The organism is Pseudomonas sp. GNP014, from assembly GCF_054344005.1.
The window spans coordinates 5,226,043-5,239,214 of sequence record NZ_JBTGUS010000001.1 but is presented as its reverse complement, the minus strand read 5'-3'; the positions used below and the strand labels follow the sequence as shown (position 1 = coordinate 5,239,214).

Annotated in this window: 1 protein-coding gene and 8 pseudogenes; 7 read left to right on the top strand and 2 right to left on the bottom strand. The window is 59.2% G+C overall.

The window, feature by feature from the left end:
• Window positions 1–88 precede the first annotated feature (88 nt).
• The 6 genes and pseudogenes from clpX (at window position 89) to ACXX9E_RS23465 (ending at window position 8,291) form a co-directional block, all read left to right on the top strand.
• Window positions 89–1,373 (top strand): annotated as a pseudogene (clpX, locus tag ACXX9E_RS23490) (ATP-dependent Clp protease ATP-binding subunit ClpX).
• A 163-nt stretch (window positions 1,374–1,536) separates the two neighbouring features.
• A pseudogene (gene lon, locus ACXX9E_RS23485) lies at window positions 1,537–3,938 on the top strand (endopeptidase La).
• A gap of 148 nt (window positions 3,939–4,086) precedes the next feature.
• Window positions 4,087–4,363 (top strand): annotated as a pseudogene (locus ACXX9E_RS23480) (HU family DNA-binding protein).
• 228 nt (window positions 4,364–4,591) lie between these two features.
• Window positions 4,592–6,466: pseudogene (locus tag ACXX9E_RS23475) on the top strand (SurA N-terminal domain-containing protein).
• Window positions 6,467–7,083: 617 nt separating this feature from the next.
• A pseudogene (locus ACXX9E_RS23470) lies at window positions 7,084–7,312 on the top strand (LysR family transcriptional regulator); the annotation flags it as partial.
• Window positions 7,313–7,403: 91 nt separating this feature from the next.
• Window positions 7,404–8,291, top strand: a complete 888-nt coding sequence (locus ACXX9E_RS23465) for a DUF2242 domain-containing protein (protein ID WP_186744443.1) — start codon at window positions 7,404–7,406, stop codon at window positions 8,289–8,291.
• A gap of 384 nt (window positions 8,292–8,675) precedes the next feature.
• Here the strand turns inward: ACXX9E_RS23465 and ACXX9E_RS23460 are convergent.
• A pseudogene (locus tag ACXX9E_RS23460) lies at window positions 8,676–9,717 on the bottom strand (AraC family transcriptional regulator).
• A 3-nt stretch (window positions 9,718–9,720) separates the two neighbouring features.
• Window positions 9,721–10,856 (bottom strand): annotated as a pseudogene (locus tag ACXX9E_RS23455) (carbon-nitrogen hydrolase family protein).
• A 208-nt stretch (window positions 10,857–11,064) separates the two neighbouring features.
• Between ACXX9E_RS23455 and ACXX9E_RS23450 the strand changes: the two are divergent.
• Window positions 11,065–13,107, top strand: a pseudogene (locus tag ACXX9E_RS23450) (oxidoreductase).
• Window positions 13,108–13,172 lie beyond the last annotated feature (65 nt).

The window sequence follows — 13,172 nt, the reverse complement described above, 5'->3', positions numbered from 1 at the left end:
GTCGGCTGGTCTGATCACCAGCGGGCTTGAAAAAGCCCGCAATAGCCTTCATCTTGTGTTGCAAGCCTATCGGATTTGGATCGAACGAATGACTGACACCCGCAACGGCGAGGACAACGGCAAGCTGCTCTATTGCTCCTTCTGTGGCAAAAGCCAGCATGAAGTGCGCAAATTGATTGCCGGCCCCTCGGTCTTTATCTGCGACGAGTGCGTCGACCTGTGCAATGACATCATCCGCGAGGAGGTGCAGGAAGCCCAGGCCGAAAGCAGCGCGCATAAATTGCCTTCGCCTAAAGAAATCAGCGGCATCCTTGACCAGTACGTCATTGGTCAGGAGCGTGCAAAAAAGGTTTTGGCCGTAGCGGTGTACAACCACTACAAGCGCCTGAATCAGCGTGACAAAAAGGCTGACGACGTCGAACTCGGCAAGAGCAACATCCTGCTGATCGGCCCGACCGGCTCGGGTAAGACCCTGCTGGCCGAAACGCTGGCCCGCTTGCTGAACGTTCCGTTCACCATCGCCGACGCAACCACCCTCACCGAGGCCGGTTACGTAGGTGAAGATGTCGAGAACATCATTCAGAAGCTGTTGCAGAAATGTGACTACGATGTAGAAAAAGCCCAGATGGGCATTGTCTACATCGACGAAATCGACAAGATTTCCCGCAAGTCCGACAACCCGTCGATCACCCGCGATGTTTCCGGTGAGGGCGTGCAGCAGGCCTTGCTCAAGTTGATCGAAGGCACGGTCGCTTCCGTTCCGCCGCAAGGTGGTCGCAAGCATCCGCAGCAGGAATTCCTGCAGGTCGACACCCGTAACATCCTGTTCATCTGCGGTGGTGCGTTCTCGGGTCTCGAGAAGGTTATCCAGAACCGTTCCACCAAGGGTGGCATCGGTTTCAAGCGCAGAAGTGCGCAGCAAGGAAGAAGGCAAGAAAGTCGGTGAATCCCTGCGTGAAGTCGAGCCTGACGATCTGGTCAAGTTCGGTCTGATCCCGGAGTTCGTCGGTCGTCTGCCGGTTCTTGCAACGCTCGACGAGCTCGACGAGGCTGCGCTGATGCAGATTCTCACTGAGCCGAAAAATGCTCTGACCAAACAGTATGCCAAGCTGTTCGAGATGGAAGGCGTGGATCTGGAGTTCCGGACCGACGCACTGAAATCGGTCGCCAAGCGAGCCCTGGAGCGTAAAACCGGTGCCCGTGGCCTGCGTTCGATTCTCGAAGGTGTACTGCTCGATACGATGTATGAAATCCCCTCGCAGTCCGAGGTGAGCAAAGTCGTGATCGATGAAAGCGTCATCGAAGGCAAGTCCAAGCCACTGTATATCTACGAAAACAGTGAGCCGACGGCCAAGGCAGCGCCGGACGCCTAAGCGTCCACTCTGCTGCAATAAGGAAGGGGCCTTCGGGCCTCTTTTTTTTTATGTTGTTTTTTACATCCGCTTTGCGCTTGTTTTTTTTCAAGGCAGACCCCATCTTGGTTTCAAGCTTAATTCCATCTGATTACGGCCATATGGCCGCCGTAGAGGCGAAATCATGAAGACAACCATCGAATTGCCTCTCCTGCCATTGCGTGATGTCGTGGTGTATCCGCACATGGTTATCCCGCTGTTCGTGGGGCGCGAGAAATCCATCGAAGCTCTCGAGGCAGCGATGACGGGCGACAAGCAGATCCTCCTGCTGGCCCAGAGAAATCCGGCTGATGACGATCCCGGTGAAGATGCTCTACTATCGCGTAGGTACCATTGCCACTGTTTTGCAGCTGCTCAAGCTGCCTGACGGCACCGTCAAGGTGCTGGTCGAAGGTGAGCAGCGCGGTACCGTTGAACGCTTCAGCGTGATTGACGGGCATTGCCGTGCCGAAGTCTCGCTGATCGAAGAAGTCGATGCCGCCGAGCGCGAATCCGAAGTGTTCGTGCGCACGCTGCTGTCGCAGTTCGAACAATATGTGCAGTTGGGCAAGAAAGTACCCGGCTGAAGTCCTGTCGTCGCTCAACAGCATTGATGAGCCGGGTCGCCTGGTCGACACCATGGCGGCGCACATGGCGCTGAAAATCGAGCAGAAGCAGGAAATCCTCGAAATCATCGATTTGTCGGCCCGGGTCGAGCACGTTCTGGCCTTGCTGGACGCCGAGATCGACCTGCTGCAGGTCGAAAAACGCATTCGTGGTCGTGTCAAAAAGCAAATGGAGCGCAGTCAGCGCGAGTACTACCTGAATGAGCAGATGAAGGCCATTCAGAAAGAGCTGGGCGACAGCGACGAAGGCCACAACGAGATCGAAGACCTGAAAAAGCGTATCGACGCTGCCGGTCTGCCGAAAGACGCATTGGCCAAGGCCACTGCGGAGCTGAACAAACTCAAGCAGATGTCGCCGATGTCTGCAGAAGCCACCGTGGTGCGCTCCTACATCGACTGGCTGGTGCAAGTGCCGTGGAAGGCGCAGAGCAAGGTACGCCTTGACCTGGCGCGCGCAGAAGACATTCTCGATGCCGATCACTACGGTCTGGAAGAGGTCAAGGAGCGTATCCTTGAGTACCTCGCCGTGCAGAAGCGCGTGAAGAAGATCCGTGGTCCGGTGTTGTGCCTGGTCGGTCCTCCGGGCGTGGGTAAAACCTCGTTGGCCGAGTCGATCGCTCATGCTACCAACCGTAAATTCGTGCGGATGGCCCTGGGTGGCGTGCGTGACGAAGCGGAAATTCGTGGTCACCGCCGGACTTACATCGGTTCGATGCCAGGAAGATTGATTCAAAAGATGACAAAAGTAGGCGTGCGCAACCCGCTGTTCCTGCTCGATGAAATCGACAAAATGGGCAGTGACATGCGTGGCGATCCGGCGTCGGCGCTGCTGGAAGTGCTCGATCCGGAGCAGAACCACAACTTCAACGATCACTATCTTGAAGTCGATTACGATTTGTCGGACGTGATGTTCCTGTGCACCTCGAACTCGATGAACATTCCGCCGGCATTGCTGGACCGGATGGAAGTCATTCGCCTGCCGGGCTACACCGAAGACGAAAAGATCAACATTGCTGTCAAATATCTCTCGCCGAAACAGATCGCTGCCAATGGTTTGAAGAAGGGCGAGCTGGAATTCGACGAAGAAGCGATCCGCGACATCATCCGTTACTACACCCGTGAAGCCGGTGTGCCGGGGCCTCGAACGTCAGATCGCCAAGGTCTGCCGCAAGGCCGTGAAAGAACACGCGCTGGAAAAACGCTTCTCGGTGAAAGTGACAGCTGATCTGCTGGAACACTTCCTCGGTGTGCGCAAGTTCCGCTACGGTCTGGCCGAGCAACAGGATCAGATCGGACAGGTGACGGGCCTCGCCTGGACTCAGGTTGGCGGCGAATTGCTGACTATCGAAGCCGCAGTCGTACCGGGCAAGGGTCAGTTGATCAAGACCGGTTCGCTGGGCGATGTGATGGTCGAATCGATCACAGCAGCGCTCACCGTTGTCCGCAGCCGTGCCAAGAGCCTGGGCATTCCCCTGGACTTCCACGAGAAGCGCGACACGCACATTCACATGCCGGAAGGGGCGACCCCGAAAGACGGTCCTAGCGCCGGTGTAGGCATGTGCACGGCGCTGGTGTCGGCATTGACCGGCATTCCGGTGCGCGCCGATGTGGCCATGACGGGTGAAATCACTTTGCGTGGTCAGGTACTGGCAATCGGTGGCCTGAAGGAAAAACTGCTCGCGGCTCACCGCGGCGGGAATCAAGATTGTGATTATTCCGGAAGAGAACGTGCGTGATCTGAAGGAGATTCCTGACAATATCAAGCAGGATCTGCAGATTAAACCGGTTAAATGGATTGACGAGGTCCTGCAAATTGCGCTGCAATATCGCGCCGGAGCCCTTGCCGGATGTGGCTCCGGAGATAGTTGCCAAGGACGAAAAACGTGAGTCTGACTCTAAGGAAAGAATTAGCACGCATTAATACGTTTTTGCCTGGGGGGCTTCCTTGACAGCTTTTTAGAGCCCTTGTTATAAAGCGGCTCTTAAGTGTCTGTAGGCCATTCAGCACTCGTTTTTGCTTTCACCAAAAAACTTAGAATCATCTCAAAATAGATATAAGGGGACTTAGAGTGAACAAGTCGGAACTGATTGATGCTATCGCTGCATCCGCTGATATCCCGAAAGCTGCTGCTGGCCGTGCGCTGGACGCTGTAATCGAATCCGTCACTGGCGCTCTGAAGGCTGGCGACTCCGTTGTTCTGGTTGGTTTCGGTACGTTCTCCGTAGACTGATCGCCCGGCTCGTACCGGTCGTAACCCACAGACTGGCAAGACTCTGGAAATCCCGGCTGCCAAGAAGCCAGGTTTCAAAGCCGGTGAAGAGCTACTGAAAGAAGCTGTTAACTAAGTTTCAGGTTTTCTACCCATCCGGGTCGGGGTCATGCCTGACTTGGCAGCGGAGCGGTAGAGCAGGTAGCTGATGCAGTTGCCTGTAACGCCGGGATCGAGGGTTCGAGCCCTGTCCGCTCCGCCAGTTACGAGAAGGCGCATCCTCGGATGCGCCTTTCTTCTATCCGGATTCTACCCACGCTCCACGGTTGCCAAATTTTGAAGTTCAACCGTTTCTGGGGGACGCATGCTGCAGAATATCAGGGACAATTCACAAGCGCTGGATTGCCAAGACCATTATCGGGGTCATCGTTGCACTGATGGCTCTGACCGGTTTCGATGCCATTTTCAAGGCCACCACTCACAGCAATGAGGCGGCCAAAGTCAATGGTGAAGAAATCAGCCAGAACGAGCTGAGCCAGGCCGTTGATATGCAACGCCGTCAGCTGATGCAACAGCTGGGCAAGGATTTCGACGCTTCGCTGCTCGACGAAAAAATGCTCCGCGAATCGGCCCTCAAGGGTTTGATCGATCGCAAGCTGTTGCTGCAAGGCGCCGAACAGTCGAAATTCGCTTTCTCCGAAGGCGCACTGGATCAAGTGATCCTGCAGACACCTGAGTTTCAGGTGGATGGCAAGTTCAGTTCCGAGCGTTTCGATCAGGTGATCCGTCAACTGGGCTACAGCCGTATGCAATTCCGCCAGATGCTGGCCCAGGAAATGCTGATCGGCCAACTGCGCGCCGGTGTGGCGGGCAGTGGTTTTGTCACCGACGCGCAAGTGCAGGCATTTGCTCGTCTGGAAAAACAGACCCGCGATTTCGCCACGCTGAACGTCAAGGCCGATCCGGCGGCGGTCAAACTGACCGACGACGAGGTCAAGGCTTACTACGACGAGCACGCCAAGGAATTCATGACCCCGGATCAAGTGGTCATTGATTACCTGGAGCTGAAGAAGTCCTCGTTGGCTTCGATCAGGTTGCCGTCAAGGACGAAGACCTGCAGGCCGCGTATCAGAAAGAGATCGCCAACCTGTCGGAACAGCGTCGTGCGGCGCACATCCTGATCGAAGTCAACGACAAGACCACCGAAGCTCAAGCCAAGGCGAAAATCGAAGAAGTCCAGGCGCGTCTGGCCAAGGGCGAGAAGTTCGAAGCATTGGCCAAGGAGTTCTCGCAGGATCCGGGTTCGGCCAACAATGGCGGCGACCTGGGTTACGCAGGTCCTGGCGTGTATGACCCGGCTTTCGAAAAAGCCTTGTACTCGCTGGCCAAGGATCAGGTGTCCGGTCCGGTTCGCACCGACTTCGGCTACCACTTGATCAAGCTGCTGGGCGTTGAAGCGCCGGAAGTGCCGACCCTGGCCAGCCTGAAAGACAAGCTGACTCGCGAGCTGAAAGCTTCGCAGGTCGAGCAGCGTTTCGTCGAGGCGACCAAACAACTGGAAGACTCCGCATTCGAAGCGTCCGACCTGGCCCAGCCAGCGGCGGATCTGAAGCTGACCGTGCACACCTCCAAGCCGTTTGGCCGTGAAGGCGGCGAAGGTGTTGCGGCCAACCGTGCCGTGGTCACTGCAGCCTTCAGCACCGAAGTGATCGATGAAGGCGCCAACAGCACCGCCATCGAACTCGATCCGGAAACCGTGATCGTCCTGCGTGCCAAGGAACACTTGAAGCCTGCTCAACTGCCGCTGGAAAGCGTCGCTGCGGCCATCCGCACTCAGTTGACCAAAGAGCACGCCAGTGCGGCTGCCAAGACCAAGGCGGAGAAGCTGATCGCTGATCTGCGTGAGGGCAAGGCGCCGCTGGACAAGGCGGTTGACGGTCAGAGCTGGAAAGCCACCGCTGCGGCCACTCGTGCGCAAGAGGGGGTTGATCCTGCGGTGCTGCAGGCGCTGTTCCGTATGCCGAAGCCGGCTGCCAAGGACAAGCCGACGTTAAGCAGCGTGACGCTGTCGGATGGCAGTCTCGTGATCGTGCGCCTGAACGGCGTTAACGAAGCGGCTGCGCCGACGGATGAAGAGAAGGCGCAGTATCGTCGCTTCCTGGCTTCCCGTGAGGGGCAGCAGGACTTTGCGGCGTATCGCAAGCAGTTGGAGAGTCAGGCGGATATCAAGCGGTTCTGATGTTTGCTTGAGCTGTCATGAGAAAGCCCCGGCTCGTTGGTCGGGGCTTTTTTTTGGGCTGTGAATCGTGGCGGCCTTTGGGCCGGCCATGCTTTGGGTGGGATGTGTGTATATCCGTTGCTGCGGGTGTTGCTGATTGGGGTTCCGCCCTTACGGCGGGTCACTTTTTCCAGACGCCGGAATGCCGGCCCAGCGAAAAAATAACCAAAAAGGCTTTACCCTGACGTTCGGCCCTCGCCGTGGCTCGGGTCCCTTCGCTCCGGGATTGATCCGGGGGCATCGCCTCCGGTTTGCTGCGCTGCACCTCCTCTCGATGTGTTTGGCTCCGCCAAACGGTCGCTACGCTCCCACCCCCGGATCAATCCCTCCACTCAGCCTGCCGACGGGCGCTGAGATCAAAAGCGGTACTTGAGCTAACGCTCATCGTGTTGAGTGGTGAGAAGCAAGGGCTGTGTGATGTCTTTGTTTTTCTGTGGGAGCTGGCTTGCCAGTGATGGCGGCCTGCCAGACAACCAATCCCTAACAGACTGCACTCAACCCCTGTGGGAGCTGGCTTGCCAGCGATGGCGGCCTGAAAGCCGACCAAGCTCTAGGGCGCAAGACCGAAGCGAGGCCACTCCATCGAAGCCGTCAGTCATGCGGCGCTGGCCGGGATCATCTGCCAGCCGGACTTCATGACACACGAGGATGTGGCGCGGTCGGCTAAAGCGGGCGCTTGATGCGCATCTGCAGCATGTCGGTCAGTTCTGGGTATTGTGGCCGTCCAGTCGTCATGACTGCGCCAAATTGCGCGTCGTCATTGATCACTTGTCGTTGCGACTTTTCCCGGCAAACGATGGTCAATAGGGTTGTAACGGCTTTAAGACACAATCCATGCGCCGCAGGGCCAAGTTCTGTTGCACAATATGCCCCGGACTGTTTTCCCTCAGGATGTTTAATGTTGATTTCAACTCCCATGCGTGTCGTTGGGTTGGCGCTGTTGTTGACCGCTGTCGCTGGCTGTTCGAAGGACAAGCCGATGTATGAGCATGAGAACTTCGATGATTCCGGCACGTTCTCGCGCAATTATCCGGTGGCTGACACCGCGAGTTGCGAGGCGGCCCGTCGCGCGTTGCTCAGCCAGGGTTACATCATCACCAGCAGTGACCCGAAACTGATCAGTGGCCACAAAAGCTTCCAGCAAACCGGTGAAACCCACATGGAGATCAGCTTCAACGTGGTGTGTACCGAAGATGGCAGTTCCAAACACCATGCCACGATGTTCGCGAATGCCTTGCAGGACCGCTACGCACTGAAAAAAACCAACAATTCCGCCAGCCTCGGGGTTGGCGTGTTGGGTTCGGTGTCGATGCCGATCGGCTCATCGGACGATTCGATGGTCAAGGTCGCCAGCGAAACCGTAACTTCGCAAAAGTTCTATGAGCGTTTCTTTACCCTGGTGGAACTGTTCCTGCCGGCGGATGCGAAGAAAGCCGCACATATCGAAGAAAAGCCCAAGACTGATCTGGGTATGCCGGAGCCGAAGCCCGCCGCAGTCGCGCCGGCAACACCGGCACCGGCGGTAGAGGCGGCGCCCGCGCCGCCGCCGGCGGGGATTGTCGAGCCAGCACAGAGCATGACGCCGGCAGCCCCTGCAGCGACTCCAGCGCCCGCTTCGGTGTCACCGACGCCAACGGGCTCCGAGCCGGTCGTGCCGCCGGTCGAGTCCGCGCCGATCACCCCGGCACCGAGCGCAGAGCCTGCGCCGGCCACCGACACGATCACGCCGCCGGCGAACCCGAGCAATATCCCGCCGCCGTCCGAGCCGATTCCGGCGCTGCAGTAAACGCAGACGGCCCTTTGTGGGCGTGAGCCTGGTCGCGAAGACGGAGTATCAGTCGACATTCATGTTGTCTGGTTCACCGCTTCGCGAGCAGGCTCGCTCCCCCATCAGTTTTGCGGCGTACTCAAATCTCGTTTACATTCCCCCGACAAAAATCCCGCGATAAATTCCTGACCGCCTGCTACGTTTTATTCATGAAGGCCGGGTTTCACTTTTCCTTCATACGGGCACGTTATGCTCGAGGCACTGGTTATTTGACCGGGCCCATTCGAAGAGACCGGCAGGGGGATTGCACGATGGACGACTATCAAGAAGAACTGCTCGAGTTTCAGGCCTTTGAACTGGACCAGCCAGAGGCCGCCGAAGACGCCACTGAGCTTTAAGGCTTCAAGCCGTTTTGCGGTGACTGCGGCGGAATTCGCCCGGGGTCTGACCGCTCCAGCGTTTGAATGCGCGCTGGAAGGCTTCGGCTGAGGCGAACCCGAGCAGGTAGGCGATCTCGCCGAAGGCCAGTTCGGTATCGCGGATGTAGGTCATCGCCAGATCACGGCGAGTGTCATTGAGGATTGCGCGAAACTGCGTGCCTTCCTCGGCGAGTTTGCGCCGCAACGTCCAGGTCGGCAGCTTCAGGCGTGCCGCCACTTCTTCCAGGTCCGGTTCGCGACCACCATTGAGCAATGGCCCCAGTAATTGCGTGATGCGTTCGCGCAGGCTGCGGGTGCGCGTCAACTGCTCCAGTTCTCGTTCGCACAAAGCGAGTAAATGCTTCCAGGTGCTGGGGCAGTGCTCGGGATTGCGCTGGGCCAGACTGCTCAGGCTCAGGCGCAGTTGGTTGCGCTCGGTACCGAACTGAATCGGGCAATCACCCAGTACGGCGTAGGCTTCGCGGTAATCCGGTTCGTCGAATTCAATCTCGATGCGCTCCGCCGGCAACGTCTGCCGGCTGACACTGGACAACTGATGCAGCCACCCGGCGATGATCGAATCCACCACGAACCGGTTGTAGGCGTTGTACGGGCTGATCGAATAGAAACGCAGCCAGGCGCCATGGGCGTCTTCGTGGAAGCTTGACTGGCCACGATAGTTGGAACCGTACAGCGGTTCAAAACAGAGTCAGGCAACGGGCGGCTTCGCGCACGGTCGGGGCTTGAGCGGCAGTCACCCCGGCCAGTCCGGCCTGGCTCAAGCGACTGAGCTGGCCCATGCGCAGACCGAGTGCCGGGTCGCCGGTCAACTGAATCGCCGCGTGGCCCAGGCGCATGTAACGCGGTATGGATAAACGCGCCCCGGCCTCGGCCAGGCGGGCGGCATCCAGTCCATATTGCTCCAATAAGGGCTGCGGATCGACACCGTGACTGTGCACCGCGTCGGCGAGGCTGTGCACGAAGCCTACCGACAGATCGCCCAGACGCATCGGCAGCGGTTTCATGGCTTACAACCAGATATTCAATAAACGCGCGCCACGGGCATCGCCGTCGGCGAACTGCTGACCGTTGCTGCTGAGAAAACTCTGACCCGAACCCGCCAGGTTCCAGAACTGCCCGCGCAGGAACACGCTCATACCGGCAAGCGCCCGGCTGCTCGGTGGTTGCGCGGTCAGGGTCAGGCGATGCCAGGCCTGGCCCTCGCTGACTTCACCAGGCTTGAGGCTGACCGAGCCCGGCGTACTCGAACCCTTGTAGCCGCGCCACGGTTGGTCCCACGCGCCATGGCCGAATACTTGCGCCGGCACGGCCACCAGTTGCACGCCTTGTTCGTCGAGTTTGCGGTAGTTGTCCGGGTACCAGCTGTCGCTGCCGATCAGCACGCCGAGGCGTCCGGCCGGGGTGTCGACCGCGTTGATGGTTTGATCGGTTTCGCCGGCCAGCACTTCCCGTTGATCGAAGACCGGGTGCATCTGCCGCTGCGGTTGCCCGAGCGGTACACCGTCACGCCCGAACACCACGCTGCTGTTGAACAGGGCACCGCTGCCGGGTTTGAGCTGGCCGTCGCGGATGCTCGGTTCCGGCAGCACGATAGTGCCGGCCACCAGGGTTACATTGAATTCTTTGGCCAGGCCACCGAACAGCGCCTGGTAATCCTTGGCCATGGATTTGGACTTCATCCGCAGGTGCGCGTCGTTGAGCCGGTCGCTGCCCTTGGCGCTGAGCCAGGCGCGGGCGAACAGCAGCGGATTGCTCGCCGCCAGCCAGTTCATCGCTTCGGTGAGGGTCGGTGCCTGATACAACTCGTCCTTCTCGCCGCTGATCATCAACCAGGTGCCGACATGTTCCGGTAACACCACCACGGTTTTTTCATTCAACAGGCCCTGATCCTGTGCTTGCTGCAAATACGCCGCGAGTTTGCGGTGCGGGCAGGCGGTCGGGGCTCTGGTAGTCGGTGGGAAACAGCTCGGGCTGGATGCCCAGCGACGTTGCCTCGGTCGGCCGGCGTACCCTGATCGACCGCCAGTTTGATGCGCAGGTCCGACAGGTAATGCCCCGCCGGCCGGTCCGCCGCCCACATGGCGTAGGTGGTCAGGGCGGCAACAATGGCCATGGAGAAAAACAGGTACAGAAGTTTGCGCATGAAAACCAACAACAGCCGGGTACAGGGTGTGACGACTAGGGTAGGGCCCATGACGCCGGTTGCCAAGGGGCGCTGCGCATTTGGATCAATAAGTTGTCAGTTACGGTCATTGAGTGACAGCGATGCGACTCTTAGTCTGTCGAACATGACTGACGGGGGACGCAGAGCTCCCGCACTTTTTCCGTGATCGCTCGTTGTGGAGTTACCGATGACCGCCGCTCATTACCCGCACCTGTTGGCCCCGCTGGACCTGGGATTCACCACACTGCGCAACCGCACCCTGATGGGCTCGATGCATACCGGCCTTGAAGAAAAGCCGGGTGGTTTCGAGCGCATGGCGGCGTACTTCGCCGAGCGTGCCCGTGGCGGCGTCGGCCTGATGGTCACCGGGTGGTATTGGCCCGAACGATGAGGGCGGGGTGTATTCCGGCGCGGCCAAGCTGACCACCGAGGAAGAGGCGCTCAAGCACCGCATCGTCACCCGCGCGGTGCACGAGGCCGGCGGCAAGATCTGCATGCAGATCCTCCACGCAGGGCGTTATGCCTACAGCCCGAAACAGGTCGCGCCGAGTGCGATCCAGGCGCCGATCAACCCGTTCAAGCCCAAAGAGCTGGACGAGGAAGGCATCGAGAAGCAGATCAGCGATTTCGTCACCTGTTCGGTACTGGCGCAGACCGCCGAGTACGACGGTGTCGAGATCATGGGCTCGGAAGGTTATTTCATTAACCAGTTCCTCGCCGCCCACACCAACCACCGCACCGACCGCTGGGGTGGCAGCTACGAAAACCGCATGCGCCTGCCGGTGGAAAATCGTCCGCCGCGTGCGTGAAGCGGTTGCGCCCGAACTTCATCATCATTTTCCGTCTGTCGATGCTCGACCTGGTCGAGGGCGGCAGCTCCTGGGAAGAAATCGTGACCCTGGCCAAGGCCATCGAGCAGGCCGGCGCGACGATCATCAACACCGGCATCGGCTGGCACGAAGCGCGGATTCCGACCATCGCCACCAAAGTGCCGCGCGCCGCGTTCAGCAAGGTCACCGCCAAGCTGCGCGGTTCGGTGAACATTCCGCTGATCACCACCAACCGCATCAATACCCCGGAAATCGCCGAGCAGATTCTCGCCGAAGGCGACGCCGACATGGTCTCGATGGCGCGGCCGTTCCTCGCCGACCCGGACTTCGTCAACAAGGCCGCTGAAGGCCGCGCCGACGAAATCAACACCTGCATCGGCTGCAATCAGGCCTGCCTCGATCACACCTTCGGCGGCAAGCTCACCAGTTGCCTGGTCAATCCGCGTGCCTGTCATGAAACCGAGCTCAATTATCTGCCGGTGCAGCAAATCAAGAAGATCGCCGTGGTCGGTGCCGGTCCTGCCGGCTTGTCTGCCGCGACCGTGGCCGCCGAGCGCGGGCATCAGGTGACGTTGTTCGATTCGGCCAGCGAGATCGGCGGCCAGTTCAATATCGCCAAGCGCGTACCGGGCAAGGAAGAGTTCTTTGAGACCCTGCGTTACTTCAAGCGCAAGTTGCAGACCACCCACGTCGAGGTGTGCCTGAATACCCGCGTCGATGTGGCGAAGCTGGTTGAAGGCGGTTACGACGAAATCATCCTCGCCACCGGCATCGCGCCGCGTGTGCCGGCGATTCCGGGCGTGGAGAATGCCAAGGTGTTGAGCTATCTGGACGTGATTCTGGAGCGCAAGCCGGTTGGCAAGCGTGTCGCGGTGATCGGCGCCGGCGGTATCGGTTTCGACGTCAGCGAATTCCTCGTGCATGAAGGCGTGGCCACCAGTCTGGATCGCGCCGCGTTCTGGAAAGAGTGGGGCATCGACACCCATCTGGAAGCCCGGGGTGGCGTGGCCGGTATCAAAGCCGCGCCGCATGCACCGGCCCGCGAGGTGTTCCTGCTGCAACGCAAGAAGTCCAAGGTCGGCGACGGTCTGGGCAAGACCACCGGCTGGATTCACCGCACGGGCCTGAAGAACAAGCAGGTACAAATGCTCAACAGCGTCGAATACCTGAAGATCGACGACGAAGGCCTGCACATCCGCATTGGCGAAACCGGCGAGCCGCAAGTGCTGGCGGTGGACAACATCGTGATCTGTGCCGGTCAGGATCCGCTGCGTGAGCTGCACGACGGCCTGGTCGAAGCGGGGCAGAACGTGCACCTGATCGGCGGTGCCGATGTGGCGGCGGAGCTGGATGCCAAGCGTGCGATCAACCAGGGCTCGCGCCTGGCGGCTGAACTGTAATCCAGCGATAACCCCTGAGGGAGCGAGTAAGCCCGCTCCCTCAGCGGGATGTGTTGTGGCTGTTA

Excerpts from the sequence above, each read along its gene's own strand:
- ACXX9E_RS23465 (WP_186744443.1), top strand. The coding sequence starts at position 7,404 with ATGTTGATTTCAACTCCCATGCGTGTCGTTGGGTTGGCGCTGTTGTTG.